Source organism: Streptomyces sp. NPDC046931, assembly GCF_040644655.1.
Taxonomy (GTDB): domain Bacteria; phylum Actinomycetota; class Actinomycetes; order Streptomycetales; family Streptomycetaceae; genus Streptomyces.
Genome location: NZ_JBEYWX010000004.1, coordinates 101,263 through 115,928, shown reverse-complemented (window position 1 = coordinate 115,928; position 14,666 = coordinate 101,263). Strand labels below are relative to the sequence as shown.

General features: G+C 72.1%; 11 protein-coding genes. 8 read left to right on the top strand and 3 right to left on the bottom strand.

Features of this window, described 5'->3' with window-relative positions; genetic code table 11:
- The first annotated feature begins 30 nt into the window (after positions 1–30).
- Together mfd and ABZ876_RS10250 are read left to right on the top strand one after the other, a co-directional pair.
- On the top strand, positions 31–3,573 hold the full coding sequence (gene mfd / locus ABZ876_RS10255; protein WP_361777311.1) for a transcription-repair coupling factor: 3,543 nt from the start codon (positions 31–33) through the stop codon (positions 3,571–3,573).
- 177 nt (positions 3,574–3,750) lie between these two features.
- Positions 3,751–4,506 (top strand): HNH endonuclease family protein, encoded by a 756-nt coding sequence (locus ABZ876_RS10250; protein ID WP_361778103.1) that lies wholly within the window; start codon positions 3,751–3,753, stop codon positions 4,504–4,506.
- Between the two features lie 33 nt (positions 4,507–4,539).
- Here the strand turns inward: ABZ876_RS10250 and ABZ876_RS10245 are convergent, their stop codons facing one another.
- The gene (locus tag ABZ876_RS10245; protein ID WP_361777308.1) at positions 4,540–5,289 is read right to left on the bottom strand and encodes a hypothetical protein; all 750 of its coding nucleotides are present in this window, start codon (positions 5,287–5,289) and stop codon (positions 4,540–4,542) included.
- A gap of 70 nt (positions 5,290–5,359) precedes the next feature.
- The gene (locus ABZ876_RS10240) at positions 5,360–5,572 is read right to left on the bottom strand and encodes a hypothetical protein (RefSeq protein WP_361777305.1); all 213 of its coding nucleotides are present in this window, start codon (positions 5,570–5,572) and stop codon (positions 5,360–5,362) included.
- Between the two features lie 199 nt (positions 5,573–5,771).
- Here ABZ876_RS10240 and ABZ876_RS10235 point away from each other — a divergent pair, with 199 nt between their 5' ends.
- The 3 genes from ABZ876_RS10235 (at position 5,772) to ABZ876_RS10225 (ending at position 10,018) form a co-directional block, all read left to right on the top strand.
- Positions 5,772–7,796 carry an N-6 DNA methylase gene (locus ABZ876_RS10235; protein WP_361777302.1) on the top strand — a complete coding sequence of 675 codons (2,025 nt, stop codon included), beginning with the start codon at positions 5,772–5,774 and terminating at the stop codon, positions 7,794–7,796.
- A 117-nt stretch (positions 7,797–7,913) separates the two neighbouring features.
- On the top strand, positions 7,914–8,498 hold the full coding sequence (locus ABZ876_RS10230) for a hypothetical protein (RefSeq protein WP_361777299.1): 585 nt from the start codon (positions 7,914–7,916) through the stop codon (positions 8,496–8,498).
- Positions 8,495–10,018 (top strand): protein kinase, encoded by a 1,524-nt coding sequence (locus ABZ876_RS10225; protein ID WP_361777296.1) that lies wholly within the window; start codon positions 8,495–8,497, stop codon positions 10,016–10,018. The genes ABZ876_RS10230 and ABZ876_RS10225 overlap by 4 nt, the downstream gene beginning before the upstream one ends.
- A 14-nt stretch (positions 10,019–10,032) precedes the next feature.
- Here ABZ876_RS10225 and ABZ876_RS10220 read toward each other — a convergent pair whose 3' ends face one another.
- On the bottom strand, positions 10,033–10,476 hold the full coding sequence (locus tag ABZ876_RS10220) for a hypothetical protein (RefSeq protein ID WP_361777293.1): 444 nt from the start codon (positions 10,474–10,476) through the stop codon (positions 10,033–10,035).
- Between the two features lie 273 nt (positions 10,477–10,749).
- Here ABZ876_RS10220 and ABZ876_RS10215 point away from each other — a divergent pair, with 273 nt between their 5' ends.
- From ABZ876_RS10215 to ABZ876_RS10205, 3 genes are all read left to right on the top strand, one after another.
- On the top strand, positions 10,750–11,706 hold the full coding sequence (locus tag ABZ876_RS10215) for a hypothetical protein (RefSeq protein WP_361777290.1): 957 nt from the start codon (positions 10,750–10,752) through the stop codon (positions 11,704–11,706).
- 37 nt (positions 11,707–11,743) lie between these two features.
- A complete protein-coding gene (locus tag ABZ876_RS10210; RefSeq protein ID WP_361777287.1) occupies positions 11,744–13,486 on the top strand; it encodes an insulinase family protein in 1,743 nt (580 codons plus the stop codon).
- Between the two features lie 286 nt (positions 13,487–13,772).
- Positions 13,773–14,600 carry a glycoside hydrolase domain-containing protein gene (locus tag ABZ876_RS10205; protein WP_361777284.1) on the top strand — a complete coding sequence of 276 codons (828 nt, stop codon included), beginning with the start codon at positions 13,773–13,775 and terminating at the stop codon, positions 14,598–14,600.
- Positions 14,601–14,666 lie beyond the last annotated feature (66 nt).

Below are 14,666 nucleotides of genomic sequence, written 5' to 3'. Positions count from 1 at the left end.
TGTTGCCCACTCGGGACGGGATACCCCCTCATGAGCCTGCACGGTCTGCTCGACGCCGTCGTCAAGGACGCCGCACTCGCGGAAGCGGTCAAGGCCGCGACCGACGGCAACCGGAGGTACGTCGACCTGGTCGGCCCCCCGGCGGCGCGGCCCTTCGCCGTGGCCGCGCTCGCCCGGGACGCGGGCAGGCCCGTCCTCGCCGTGACCGCGACGGGACGCGAGGCCGAAGACCTCGCCGCCGCGCTGCGCTCCGTGCTGCCGCCGGACGGCGTCGTGGAGTACCCGTCGTGGGAGACCCTCCCGCACGAGCGGCTCAGCCCGCGCAGCGACACCGTGGGCCGGCGGCTCGCGGTCCTCAGACGCCTCGCCCATCCGAGCCAGGACGACCCGGAGACCGGCCCGGTCTCCGTCGTCGTCGCCCCCGTCCGCTCCGTGCTCCAGCCCCAGGTCAAGGGCCTGGGCGAGCTGGAGCCGGTCGCCCTGCGCAGCGGACAGCAGGCCGATCTGAACGAGGTGGTGGACGCCCTTGCGGCGGCCGCGTACTCCCGGGTGGAGCTGGTCGAGAAGCGCGGCGAGTTCGCCGTGCGCGGCGGCATCCTGGATGTCTTCCCGCCCACCGAGGAGCACCCGCTGCGGATCGAGTTCTGGGGCGACGACGTCGAGGAGATCCGTTACTTCAAGGTCGCCGACCAGCGCTCCCTGGAGGTCGCCGAGCACGGCCTGTGGGCACCTCCATGCCGTGAGCTGCTGCTCACGCAGGAGGTGCGGGCACGGGCGGCCGCGCTCGCCGAACAGCACCCCGAGCTGGGCGAGCTGCTCGGCAAGATCGCCGAGGGCATCGCCGTGGAGGGCATGGAGTCCCTCGCCCCCGTCCTGGTCGACGACATGGAGCTGCTGCTCGATGTGCTGCCCCAGGGCGCCATGGCCGTCGTGTGCGACCCGGAGCGGGTGCGGACGCGGGCCGCGGACCTGGTGGCGACCAGTCAGGAGTTCCTTCAGGCGTCCTGGGCGGCCACGGCGGGCGGCGGCGAGGCGCCGATCGACGTCGGCGCGGCCTCCCTGTGGTCCCTCGCGGACGTCCGGGAACGCGCCCGTGAGCTGGGCATGATGTGGTGGTCGGTGTCACCGTTCGCGGCGGGCGCCGACGACCTGGACACGCTCGACGGGGACACCCTCAAGCTCGGTATGCACGCCCCGGAGACCTACCGCGGCGACACCGCGAAGGCGCTCGCCGACACCAAAGGCTGGCTCGCCGACAGCTGGCGCGCGGTGTTCGTGACGGAGGGCCACGGCCCGGCGTCCCGCACGGTCGAGGTGCTGGGGAACGAGGGCATCGCGGCCCGCCTGGACGCCGACCTCGCGGCGGTGACCCCGTCGGTGGTGCATGTGGCGTGCGGCTCGATCGAGTACGGCTTCGTGGATCCGGCCCTGAAGCTCGCCGTCCTCACGGAGACCGACCTCTCCGGCCAGCGGACCGCCGGACGCGACGGCGCCCGGATGCCGGCCCGCCGCCGTAAGACGATCGACCCGCTGACCCTGGAGTCCGGCGACTACATCGTCCACGAGCAGCACGGCGTGGGCCGCTACATCGAGATGGTGCAGCGCACGGTCCAGGGCGCGACCCGCGAGTACCTGGTGGTGGAGTACGCCCCGGCCAAGCGCGGCCAGCCCGGTGACCGGCTCTACATTCCGACCGACCAGCTGGAGCAGATCACCAAGTACGTCGGCGGCGAGGCCCCGACCCTGCACCGCCTTGGCGGCGCCGACTGGACGAAGACCAAGGCGCGGGCGAAGAAGGCGGTCAAGGAGATCGCCGCGGACCTGATCAAGCTGTACAGCGCGCGGATGGCGGCGCCCGGCCATGCCTTCGGCGCGGACACGCCGTGGCAGCGGGAGCTGGAGGACGCCTTCCCGTACGCGGAGACGCCCGACCAGCTGACCACGATCGCCGAGGTCAAGGAGGACATGGAGAAGTCGGTCCCGATGGACCGCCTGATCTGCGGCGACGTGGGCTACGGCAAGACGGAGATCGCGGTCCGGGCCGCCTTCAAGGCGGTGCAGGACGGCAAGCAGGTCGCGGTCCTCGTGCCCACCACACTGCTGGTGCAGCAGCACTTCGGTACCTTCTCCGAGCGCTACTCCCAGTTCCCGGTGCAGGTGAAGGCGCTGTCCCGCTTCCAGACGGACACGCAGGCGAAAGCGGTCCTGGAGGGCCTGCGCGAGGGCTCGGTGGACATCGTGATCGGCACGCACCGGCTGTTCTCGTCGGAGACGAAGTTCAAGGACCTGGGCCTCGTCATCGTCGACGAGGAGCAGCGCTTCGGTGTGGAGCACAAGGAGCAGCTGAAGAAGCTGCGGGCGAACGTCGACGTGCTGACCATGTCCGCGACCCCGATCCCGAGGACGCTGGAGATGGCGGTGACGGGAATCCGCGAGATGTCCACGATCACGACCCCGCCGGAGGAGCGCCACCCGGTGCTCACGTTCGTCGGGCCGTACGAGGAGAAGCAGATCGGCGCCGCCATCCGCCGCGAACTGCTGCGCGAGGGCCAGGTCTTCTACATCCACAACCGGGTGGAGTCGATCGACCGGGCCGCGGCGCGGCTGCGCGAGATCGTGCCGGAGGCGCGCATCGCCACCGCCCACGGCCAGATGTCCGAGCAGACGCTGGAGCAGGTGGTCGTGGACTTCTGGGAGAAGAGGTACGACGTCCTGGTCTCCACCACGATCGTCGAGTCGGGCATCGACATCTCCAACGCCAACACCCTGATCGTGGAGCGCGGCGACAACTTCGGCCTCTCGCAGCTGCACCAGCTCCGCGGCCGTGTCGGCCGGGGCCGCGAACGGGGTTACGCCTACTTCCTGTACCCGCCGGAGAAGCCGCTGACGGAGACGGCGCACGAGCGTCTGGCGACCATCGCCCAGCACACGGAGATGGGCGCGGGCATGTATGTGGCGATGAAGGACCTGGAGATCCGCGGCGCGGGCAATCTGCTCGGTGGCGAGCAGTCGGGCCATATCGCGGGCGTCGGCTTCGATCTGTATGTGCGGATGGTCGGCGAGGCGGTCGCGGACTACCGCGCCTCCCTGGAGGGCGGCGTGGAGGAGGAGCCGCCGCTCGAGGTCAAGATCGAGCTGCCGGTCGACGCGCACGTCCCGCACGACTACGCGCCCAGCGAGCGGCTGCGTCTCCAGGCCTACCGCGCGATCGCCTCCGTGAACTCGGAGGAGGACATCAAGTCCGTGCGCGAGGAACTGGTCGACCGCTACGGCAAACTCCCGGAGCCGGTCGAGAACCTCCTCCTGGTGGCGGCCCTGCGCATGTTCGCCCGTGCGTGCGGCGTCGGCGAGATCGTTTTGCAGGGCAACAACATCCGCTTCGCCTCGGTGGAGTTGAGGGAGTCCCAGGAGCTGCGGCTCAAGCGCCTGTACCCGGGAAGCGTCCTCAAGCCGGCGCTGCATCAGGTCCTGGTGCCCCGCCCCAAGACCGCGAAGGTCGGCGGGAAGCCGTTGGTCGGACGGGAACTGCTGGGCTGGGTCGGGGAGTTTCTGACGTCGATCCTGGGGTCGTAGGCAGGCGGACGAACCGGCTCACCACCGGTCCCACGCCGGGCGTGCATCGGTTGTCAGGGGGCAGTCGTAGGAGCGTGACGTACCGGCGGCTACCGTGAGACAGGGCAGACCGCGCCCATGGTGCGGGAGCTGTCCGGACGAGCGGTGTGGGCAAGGGGAGGGCTTCGCGTGCTGCATATGAGGGGTGGGATCGTCGCCGCCGCCCTGGCCGTGGTCACCGTGACGGGCTGTCAGGGGGTCGATGTGCCCGCGGGCGGCTCGCCCTCCGGATCCTCCGCGTCGGCACCCGGCGACGGTCGTGCCGTCAGCCCGCTGGACAACCCGGACGGCACCAAGCCCGGACTGGCGGCCGTCACCTCGGACGCCGGCCGCGCGAGGGCGCGGGCGTTGATCGGGAAGGTCGCGACGAAGGGACGCGGCCCGAAGACGGGCTATGACCGGGACGAGTTCGGGTACGCGTGGATGGACTCGGCCCCCGGCGGCATCCCGTTCTCCCACAACGGGTGCGACTCGCGGAACGATCTCCTCAAACGCGATGGGCAGAACGTCCGCTTCCGGTCCGGTTCGGACTGCGTCGTGGTCTCCATGACGCTGCACGACCCGTACACCGCGAAGACGATCGAGTGGACCAAGTCCCGTGCCGCCACGGTCCAGATCGACCATGTCATGCCGCTGTCCTACGACTGGCAGATGGGCGCCTCCCGCTGGACGAAGGGAAAGCGGGAGGACATCGCCAACGATCCGCTCAATCTGATCCCGGTGGACGGACCGACCAACGGGGCCAAGGGGGATGCCGGTCCGGCGACCTGGCTGCCCCCGGACAAGCGGATCCGCTGCTCCTACGCCGTGCGCTTCGCCCAGGTGTCACTGAAGTACGGGCTTCCCGTGACGGCGTCCGACAAGCGGATGATGCTGGAGCAGTGCGGCGGTTGACCCGCTCGCCCGAGGGTCCGTCGCCGGCGCGGGTCAGCCGCCCAGCTTGTCCAGGTCCAGAACCTTGCCCTTGGGCGCGTCGGCCGGGACCCGCTTCTCGAAGTCGGTGAAGACGATCGAGCCGGGCTCGTTCTTGGAGGTGCTGGTGACCTTCAGGAGGTACGGCTTGCCCTGCGTGGCGACGTAGAGCGTGTAACGGTCCTTGCCGTCCTTCTCGTGCAGAACGATGGCCGGGGTGCCGTCGATCGTGGTCGTCGCGCCCCGCTTCGCATCGGAGTTCCCCTCCTCGGGTCCGCCCAGCACCGAGTCCAGGTCGCAGAAGCCGGCGATGTCCTTGGCGTCCTTGCCCTTCGCCGACATCTTGGTCCACTTGCCGGCCATCATGTCCACGACCGCGTCGGTGTCCGCCTTGGGGTCGCCCTTGCCCTGCGCACGCAGGAACGCCTCGTCGTACTTCATGTAGACGGTGTCGCCGGTCTTGATGAGGTCGGCCTTGCCCTGCGAGCCCACGCTCATGGTGCCGGCGCAGTCGCCCTTCTTGTTCAGGGCCATGTCGATCCGGATGGTGCCGTTGCTCTCGTCGTCGGGGATGTCCCCCTGCATGCGCAGCGAGGTGGCGCCGGTGGTGGCCTTCATGGACCGGTCGGCGATCTCGCCGCCGGTGAGTCCGGCGAACGGGCCCTTGGGCTTGTCGTCCGCCGAGTTCTGGCCGGGCAGGCAGCCGGTGAGTCCCGCGGTGGCCGCGGCGGCGAGGCAGAGAGCGGCAAGTGCGGTGCGACGCATGAGAGTTCCTTGAGGTGAGATGACGTGCGGTGACGTGCGGTGGGGTGACGTGCGGTGAGGAGGAGGGCGGTCAGCGGGTCGCTTTCGCCCGGGGCGTCCGCAGCGCGCTGCCGTCCCCGCCCGTGCGGCCGGACGTGGCTCCCGGGTGCTGTCCGGCGGACACGGACGGGGTCCCGCCGTGGCGTTCCCGTTCCGCTCCGCTGTGCGCTCTGTCCGCGTTGGCCGAGACAGTGCCGATGACGACGAGGCCGACGACGGCCCCGAACGTGAGCCTGCCCTTCATGGCCACGGCTGTTCCCTCCCCTGGTCGAGGCGTTCGCCGTTACGGCGAAGGCTCGTTCGGCGTTCAATAAAGCAGAGCCTGTGAACCGAGTCAACATGAGCATGCTGAATGGAGCGATACACGGACGTGAAGGGGTGGATCTTGCGCATCTCGGTATGCTCTAGGCCACAGGCCGACAGGGCAGAGGGGAGCCGGGCGGGTGCAGGACAACGGGACAGAGGTGACCGCCGCCGGAATCGCCCGGCTCGCGGGGGTCGGCCGGGCCGCCGTCAGCAACTGGCGCCGGCGCCATGCCGACTTCCCCAAGCCGGTGGGGGGCACGGAGACCAGCCCCTCCTTCGCGCTCACCGAGATCGAGGACTGGCTGCGCCGGCAGGGCAAGCTCGCCGAGGTGCCCCTGCGGGAGCGCGTGTGGCAGCAGGTCGCCGGCCACCCGGAGGGACCCGTCACGGCCCTCGTCCACGCGGGCTGCGCCCTCGTGCTCGTCCACGACCGGCCCGTGATCTGGCAGGAGGCGAGCGAGGGCTCCGACGCCCGCCTGGCCGAGCTGCTGCCCACCGCCCTGGAGCAGGTGCTCACCCCCCGCCTCGGCATGCTCCGGGGGACCGCCGTGCCCTTCCCGACGCCGACGGAACTCCTCCCGTCGGCCCCGCTGTTGCGGGGCGCCGCCGATCTCGCCGAGGAACTGGGTCCCCAGCAGGCGTACGAGTTCCTGCTCGGCCGGCACCTCGACGCCAATCCCCGCCAGTACACGCTCACCCCGGCCGACCTGGCCGCGCTGATGGCCGACCTCGCGGGCCCCGCCCGCAGCGTCCTCGACCCGGCCTGCGGCACCGGCGCCCTGCTGCGTGCCGTCGCCGCCACGCCCGGCCAGGAGCTGCACGGCCAGGACAGCGACCCCGGGCTCGCCGCGCTCACCGGCCTGCGCCTCGCGCTGCACACGAAGGGCGTCGTCCGCACGGCCGCGGGTGACAGCCTCAGGGCCGACGCGTTCGACGCCCTCGGGGCGGACGCCGTGCTGTGCCATCCGCCGTTCAACGAGCGCAACTGGGGCCACGACGAACTCGCCTACGATCCCCGCTGGGAGTACGGCTTCCCGGCTCGAACGGAGTCCGAACTCGCCTGGGTGCAGCACGCGCTGGCCCGCCTCAGAGACGGCGGCACCGCCGTGCTGCTGATGCCGCCCGCCGCCGCATCCCGGCGCTCGGGCCGCCGCATCCGCGCCGATCTGCTGCGCCGCGGCGCCCTGCGCGCCGTGATCGCCCTGCCGGTGGGTGCGGCACCCCCGTACAACATTCCGCTGCACCTGTGGGTGCTGCGCCGCCCCGACAAGGCGCCCGCGCAGCCCGAGTTGCTGCTCACGGACGCCGGCGCGTCCGTCCCCGAGGGCCGCGGCGTCTCGGACTGGGCGGCCGTGCGCGACGCCGTTCTCGGCGCCTGGCGCCTGTTCGCCCGGACCGGCGCCGCGCCGGAGGTGCCGGGGGTGAGCCGGTCCGTACCGGTCATCGAACTCCTCGACGACGACGTCGACCTCGCCCCCGCCCGCCATCTCCCGCCGCCCGCGGTCGGCGGGGGGGCCCAGGAGCTCACGGCCCTGCGCGCACGTCTGGACGAGACCCTCCGGCTCACCGTCGACCTCAACCCGTCCGCGCACGACACCGCCGGCCAGACCCGCTGGCCGCTCACCACCGTCGGTGAACTCGCCCGGAGCGGCGTCCTGATGATGCGTACCGGCGGAAACGGCCCCCACGCGCGCGTGCTCACCGATCACGACGTGCTCGCCGGCACCGCACCCACCGGAACCCTGCCCGGGACCGGGGAGGAGCCGGTCCTCGTCGCCGAGGGCGATGTGGTCGTGCCCGTCCTGGGCGGCGGCGCCGTCGCGCGCGTGATCGACGCGGCGACCGCGGGAGCCGCGCTCGGACGCAGTCTGGTGCTGCTGCGCCCGGACCCGGCGGCGCTCGACCCCTGGTTCCTCGCCGGCTTCCTGCGTGGCACCGCCAACAACCGTCAGGCCAGCAGCTATGCCTCCACCGCGACCCGGCTCGACGTACGCCGTCTCCAACTGCCCCGGCTCCCGCTGGAGCAGCAGCGCCACTACGGTGAGCGCTTCCGGGCGCTCGCCGGGTTCGAGGACGCCCTGCGTCTCGCCGGCCGCCTCGGCGAACGACTCGTCCGCGGCCTGTACGACGGACTGACGGACGGCACGGTCGCACCGGACTGACGGCACCGGCCGGTACGGCAACGGTTCTGCACATCCCGAAACCGTCTGTCGGGATCGGGCTATACGCTCGGACCCCGACACTCGTACGTCCGTCCTCATCCGGTCCCGGGAGCAGTCATGTACGGCCACGGCGCGGCGCCGCCCACCCGCAGTAGGGGCATGGTCATCACCCTGCGGGTGCTGTTCCCCATCGCCGGCTTCCTCAGCTGCGGACTGCTCGCGTGCCTCCCGCTGTTCCGGGTCGCGCTGCTGCGGGGCAGATGGGTGGACTGGCTCCTGGCCTGGACCAGCATCCCCCTGTCCATCGGCTGCCTCGCGGTCGTCGGCTCCGTCCCGGAAGGCGACCACCGGTCCGACGTCGCGCTCGCCACCGTGCTCCTCCTCGGCGCCGTCAGCGGGGCGTACTTCGTGGTCTTCGACATACGTCACCACCGTGGCCTGCCGCCCACCGGCCCGACGCACCCGGGACCCCACGCCTATGTGCCGCCGGGCTACGGCTACCCCGCCGCCCAGCCCTACCCCGCCACCCCGTCGGCGCAGACCCCGCCGCCCCCGTACACCCCGGCGCCGCAGCAGCCGCAGCCGCCGCAGCCGCAGCCGCAGCCGCAGCCGCAGCGGCCCGCGCCCGCCCGCATCGACCAGGTCCGGGCCGAGCTCGACGAGCTGAGCGACTACCTCCGCAAGCACGAGGACGGCAGATGAGCGCGACGACCGGACGCATCGTCGCGGACCGCTACGAGTTGTCCACGCTCATCGGCCAGGGCGGCATGGGCCAGGTCTGGACGGCGTACGACCAGCGTCTGGACAGGCGTGTGGCCGTCAAACTGCTGCGGCCGGACAAGGTCGCGGGCCAGGAGGCCGACGAACTGCGCCGCCGGTTCCTGCGCGAGTGCCGTGTCACCGCGCAGGTCGACCACCCCGGTCTGGTCACCGTCCACGACGCGGGCAGCGAGGGCGAGGATCTGTATCTCGTGATGCAGTACGTCGACGGGGCCGACCTCGCCGACCATCTCGCCGAGCACGATCCGTACCCCTGGCCGTGGGTGGTGGCCGTCGCCGCGCAACTGTGCGCCGTGCTGTCCGCCGTGCACGCGGTGCCGATCGTCCACCGTGATCTCAAGCCGCGCAACGTCATGGTCAAACAGGACGGCACGGTCACCGTCCTCGACCTCGGTGTGGCATCCGTGATGGACACGGACACGACCCGGCTCACCCACACCGGCTCCCCGATCGGCTCGCCCGCCTATATGGCGCCCGAGCAGGCGATGGGCGGCGCGGTCGGCCCGTACACCGATCTCTACGCGCTCGGTGTGCTCATGCACGAGCTCCTCAGCGGTGACGTACCGTTCGCGGGCTCGACCGCGCTCGGCGTGCTGCACCGCCACCTCTACGAGCCCCCGCTGCCGGTGCGCCGACTGCGTCCCGAAGTGCCCGAGGCCCTGGAGGCGCTCGTGCTGCGTCTGCTCGCCAAGGACCCGCAGCACCGCCCGGCCTCGGCGCAGGAGACGTACGAGCAGCTGCTCCCGCTCCTTCCCGCACGCGGCATGCCCTCGGGAGCCCCTCTCGACCCCACGCGCCCCTTTCTGCGCCCGCATGCCCCGTGGCCGGACCGGGCGCGGACCCCGGCGTCCCAGCCGCAGGCCGCGCCGGCGGTCGAGAAACCCGATGTCGCGGGCGCCGTGGACGAGGTCAAACGCCTGCTCGGCGAGGGCCGCATCACCCAGGCGGTGGACATCCTCGGCGCGATCCTCCCGGCCGCGGCCGCCCGGCACGGCGAGCACTCGACGGTCGTCCGCACCCTGCGCAAGCAGTACGCGGCGACCCTCATGGACGACGGCCAGTACCGGCGCGCGCTGCCCGAACTGCGCCGTCTCGCCGACGAACGCGCGGCAGAGGCCGGCCAGGCCGACCCCCAGGCACTGCGCTTCCGCTACGAGGTCGCGCAGTGCCTGGAGCAACTCGGCGAACCGGCGGCCGCGCTCGCCGAGTACCGGGCGCTGCTGCCGTACTACGAGAACCAGTACGTGGCGGGCGACCCGGAACTCGCCCATGACGTCCGCCGCCGCATCGGGCACCTGCTGCTCGCCCTCGGCGATCGCGCCGCCGCCCACGACACCCTCGTACGGCTGCTGCACGACGTCGACCGCATGCGCGGCCCGGGCCATCCGCTGGCCGTGGACATCCGGCGGACCCTCCAGTGGCTGGGACAGGTCCGCGGCTGAGGCGTCCGGATCCCTCAGCGCGTGACCGGCAGCGCCGACACGAACCGCGGTCCGTCGCCGCGGTGCTGGACCGGGAAGGTGACCTTGAGACCCTTCTCCTGACCGGCCACCGACAGGTGGGTGACGTACTGAAGGCCCAGGAATGCCTTCTTCGAACCCCCCGCGGAGACGTACGGGCGCGGCAGGTTGAGAACGAGCTTGCCGGGCTTGCCGCCGCGGTTGCCGTCGAAGAAGAGCACGCGCTGGTCGGTCAGGACCAGATACAGCGGGCGGGGTGTGACCGTGGCCATCACCGTGCCCGCGCTGAGCACGCCGACCACGGCCGCGGTGAGCGCCTGCTGGCGCACGGAGACCGAGCCGACGCCCGCGAGGGTCGTCATCTGTATCTGCTCGTTTTGGAGCAGCAAGGGGGCGGCGGCTTCCCGAAGCTGCCTGGCGCGGCGGGCGTTGAGGGCCATGAGGACTCCTGGAGGTGAGAGGAGCCGTGGGGCCGCGCGGGCTGCCAGGGCGCCTTCGAGAGCGTGCCGCGGGACATCGGCGAGCGGGACCGACTTGAGCGGCGCGCGGATCACGACGGGTGATCGAGACGGCGGGACGTTATGGATGAATGGTTAATGAAAGATGAACGAATAGTAGGTTGGGGGTCAAGGTGAGGTTGTGATTCTCCCTGCCCGGGGCCGGGCTTCCCCCGGCGGGTCGTGCAGGCGGGGGCCTCGCCTAGGATCCGCCGCATGTCGCTCGCTCCCGCCTCTTCCCCGCCGCCTCCCGATTTCGAGATCGCCTCGGCCTTTCCCGAGGTCACCTGGCTGCGTCAGGCGGCCACCGCGCGGGACTGGGCGTCCGTACGGCAGTACCTCGACGGGCTGCCGAGGGAGACGAATCGCAGCTTCGCCGTCGGTGTGCTGGCCGAGGTGGACGGGGTGGAGGGGTGGATGCGCGAGATACTCGCCGCCGCCCCCGACGACGTGCTCGCCCTCACCGTCCTCGGCAGCCGCGAGGTGCGCATCGGCTGGGAGATCCGGACCGCGGCGCCCGCCAAGCAGGTCAGCCGGGAGCAGTTCGCGGGACTGCACGCGCACCTGCGGCAGGCCGAGCAACTGCTGATCCGGGCCACCGCGCTCGACCCGTCGTCCGAAGCGGCCTGGGCCGAGCGCCTCACCACGGCCATGGGGCTGCAACTCGGGCAGAACGAGGCGCGGCGCCGGTACGACCGGCTGGCCGCGCACCACCCGCACCACTTCAGCGCGCAGGGCCGGCTGCTCCAGCAGCTGTGCCCCAAGTGGGGCGGCAGCTGGGAGGCGGCCCACGCCTTCGCCCGGGAGTGTCTGCTGGGCTCCCCCGAAGGCGCCCTGAGCGGCGGACTGGTGGCCGAGGTGCACATGGAACACCGGCTCGCCCTGCGCGGTCGCGAGCGCGAGGAGTACCTGCGCCAGGGCCATGTGCGGGCCGAACTCGTCGAAGCCGCCGAGCGGTCCGCGCTCCACCCCGGCTTCCGCCGCGACTACGGCTGGGTCACCGTCCAGGGCTATTTCGCCGCGTTGTTCTCCCTCACGGGAGACCTGGCACGGGCCGCCGCCTGCTTCCGCGCGCTCGGCAACCTCGCCTCCGAGTACCCGTGGGCCGACCTGGGCGGCGACGCCGCCGCGGCCTACGTCAAACACCGCGATGCCGCCCTCGCCCGGGGATGACCGCCATGACGACGAACACGCCGAACAGAGGCCGAAGATGAACCCTCAGGCCGCCATCCACCCCACCGAGGTCGACGGCATACCCACCCTCTTCGCGTACGCCACGGGGCCCGTGCGCGCCGGACTCGTCTTCCGCGCCGGGGTCGCCGACGAGACGCTCGGCCGGGCCGGAATCACCCACCTCGTCGAGCACCTCGCCCTGCACCGCCAGGGCCTGGCCGACTACCACTTCAACGGCGCGACCAAGGCCGCCTTCACCCACTTCCACGTGGAGGGCGCCGAGCACGAGGTCGTCGCCTACCTCCAGGGGGTCTGCGCCTCCCTGACCGACCTGCCCATGGAGCGCCTGGAGACCGAGAAGGAGATCCTGCGCACCGAGGAGTCCCGGCGCGACGTCGGCCGGCTTCCGCTCTGGCGCTACGGGGCCCAGGGATACGGCCTGGTCAGCTATCCGGAGTGGGGCGTCAGGAACCTCGGTCCGGACGACGTACGGGCGTGGGCGGCGACCTGGTTCACCCGGGGCAACGCCGTGCTGTGGGTCGCCGGGGAGCGCCTGCCGGCCGGGCTGTCCCTCAAGCTGCCCGCCGGTGCGCGCCGCCCCATGCCCGCCGTCACCTCGGCGCTGCCCGGCGGCCCCGCCTACTTCTCCGACGGCACGGGCGGCGTCCTGCTGGACGCCGTCGTCACGGACACCACCGCCGCCCGGCTGTACGCGGGCGTCCTGGAACGCGAACTCTCCCGCGCGCTGCGCCAGGAGGGCGGCTACTCCTACACGGCGGCCACCGACTACGCCTCCCGCCGCGACGGCCTCGCCCTGGTGACCGCCTTCGCGGACGCCCTGCCCGCCAAGCAGGACGCGGTGCTCGGCGGCTTCGTCGACGTCCTCGCCGGACTTCAGGTGGGCCGGATCGGCCAGGCCGACCTGGAGGCGGTGCGCACCCGGGCCGACGGGGGGCTGACCGCGCCCGACGCGGCCGTACGACGGCTGCCCGGGGCGGCGGAGGACCTGCTCGCCGGCCGGCCGGTGCGCGGCCTCGACGAGCTCAGGTCCGAGTTGTGGGCCGTGACGCCGGGACATCTGCACGCGGTGGCCCTGGAGGCGGCCGGGACGGCCCTGATGCAGGTGCCCGCGGGACACAGTGCGGACTGGGCCGGGTACACGGAGGCCCCCACCAGCTCGTCGTACACGGTGACCGGGCGCCGGTTCCCCTCGGTGCGCGGTGACGGGACGGCGCTCGTCGTGGGTGACGACGGCATCAGTGTCACGGCCCGGGAGAAGGACGGGACCGAGAGTGCGGCGACCGTGCTCTACCGTGCCTGCGCCGCGATGCTGAGCTGGCCCGACGGCGGCCGCCGGCTCGTCGGCACCGACGGTCTGGTCATCGAGGTGGAGCCGGGACTGTACGGCGTGGACGCGCACACCATGGCGGCCGTCGACGCGGCCGTACCGCACCACGCTGTGGTGTGGCTGCCGCCCCGGCAGCAGCGGCCGGCACCGCGGGCGGCCGCGGCGCCCGGGGGAGATCCCGAGGCCGGCGCCGGGACGTCCGGCCGGCCCGCCCCCGCCCGGCGCACCGGGCGGCAGACGGCCGCGGTCGTCGTCTTCGGCATCCTCGGCGGCTTCTTCGCGTTCCTCGCCCTGCTGTTCACGGTGTTCGGCGCCGGCGATCCGGAGACCAGCACCGGTGAGTGGGTGGCCATCACGGCCTTCCTGTGGGGCGTCGCCGCCCTGCTGGCCTGGCCCGCCGTACGGATCCTGCGGCGCACCCGGCGGGGCTGACGCGCATCGGGCGGTCCTGGCGCGCGCCTCGGCTGGTCTGGCGCACACCCGGCATATGCCGCGGAACTCCGGCAGGCCGGCGCGCGGGGGTCCGGCGGTTCGTGGGGAAGGGCCCGCCCCGGGTGCCGAAGCTCCGCGCTTAGGTGTAGGTTTCAGCCATCCTCGGAGTTCCGTGCGCCACGCCGTCACGGACCGGGCTGCGCCGGACACGCGCCGCCACCGAGGCTTCGGAACTCTCTTCCGGCGGACGCCCGCGCGTGCCGCCTGTAGTGAATCAGGGGTGGGGATGGCCGGTCATCGGCAGTCCAAGAAGTTCAGGTACATCTCGTGGGCGGTGGGCGGTGCCGCCGTGGTCGCGGGCGCCGGGATCGCGGCACAGACCTCGATGGCCGCGACGACCTGGCCCGCGCAGAAGACGTTCACCGGACACGCCTTCGACACCTGCACCGCGCCGTCGCTGTCCGCGATGAAGGCCTGGCACGACGGCTTCTACGGTGCCGCAGCCGTGTACGTCGGCGGCAAGAACCGCGGCTGCAACCAGCCGAACCTGACCGCCTCCTGGGTGAAGTCGGTCAGCTCCGTCGGCTGGAAGCTCATCCCGATCTACGTCGGCGCCCAGCCGCCCTGCCAGACCAGCTCCAACCCCGAGAAGCTCACCGCCTCCAACGCCGCCTCCCTCGGGACGAGCGACGCCTCGGACGCGGTGGCCAAGGCGTCGGCGCTCGGCATCAAGGCCGGCAGCCCGATCTACCTCGACATGGAGCCGTACGACACCACCAACACGTCGTGCAACAACGCCGTGTTGACGTATGTGCGCGCCTTCGACAAGCAGCTGCGCGTCAAGACGTACCGCGCCGGCTTCTACGGCTTCACCAGCTCCAGCGCCAAGGCCATCGCCACCGCGAAGGACAGGACCGACCTGCCGGGCAACCTCTGGTACGCCCTGTGGGACAAGAAGTACACCACCACCACGGACTGGCCGTGGGGCTCCACGCAGTACACCAACCACAGCCGGGGCCATCAGTACATGGTCAACAGCAAGGAGACCCGCGGCGGTTACACGCTCACCGTGGACCGCGACGCCTGGGACGCACCGGTCGCCATCACCGGCTGACGAGCGGCGCGGGCGTGCGACGGTGCCCGAAGTCTCCGTGAATCGTTGGTCGTACGGGTTGGCCGG

Bases quoted from the DNA above. Each gene is read 5' to 3' on its own strand.
- mfd (WP_361777311.1), top strand. From the start codon at position 31: ATGAGCCTGCACGGTCTGCTCGACGCCGTCGTCAAGGACGCCGCACTC.
- ABZ876_RS10250 (WP_361778103.1), top strand. From the start codon at position 3,751: ATGAGGGGTGGGATCGTCGCCGCCGCCCTGGCCGTGGTCACCGTGACG.
- ABZ876_RS10245 (WP_361777308.1), bottom strand. From the start codon at position 5,289: ATGCGTCGCACCGCACTTGCCGCTCTCTGCCTCGCCGCCGCGGCCACC.
- ABZ876_RS10240 (WP_361777305.1), bottom strand. From the start codon at position 5,572: ATGAAGGGCAGGCTCACGTTCGGGGCCGTCGTCGGCCTCGTCGTCATC.
- ABZ876_RS10230 (WP_361777299.1), top strand. From the start codon at position 7,914: ATGTACGGCCACGGCGCGGCGCCGCCCACCCGCAGTAGGGGCATGGTC.
- ABZ876_RS10225 (WP_361777296.1), top strand. From the start codon at position 8,495: ATGAGCGCGACGACCGGACGCATCGTCGCGGACCGCTACGAGTTGTCC.
- ABZ876_RS10220 (WP_361777293.1), bottom strand. From the start codon at position 10,476: ATGGCCCTCAACGCCCGCCGCGCCAGGCAGCTTCGGGAAGCCGCCGCC.
- ABZ876_RS10215 (WP_361777290.1), top strand. From the start codon at position 10,750: ATGTCGCTCGCTCCCGCCTCTTCCCCGCCGCCTCCCGATTTCGAGATC.
- ABZ876_RS10210 (WP_361777287.1), top strand. From the start codon at position 11,744: ATGAACCCTCAGGCCGCCATCCACCCCACCGAGGTCGACGGCATACCC.
- ABZ876_RS10205 (WP_361777284.1), top strand. From the start codon at position 13,773: ATGGCCGGTCATCGGCAGTCCAAGAAGTTCAGGTACATCTCGTGGGCG.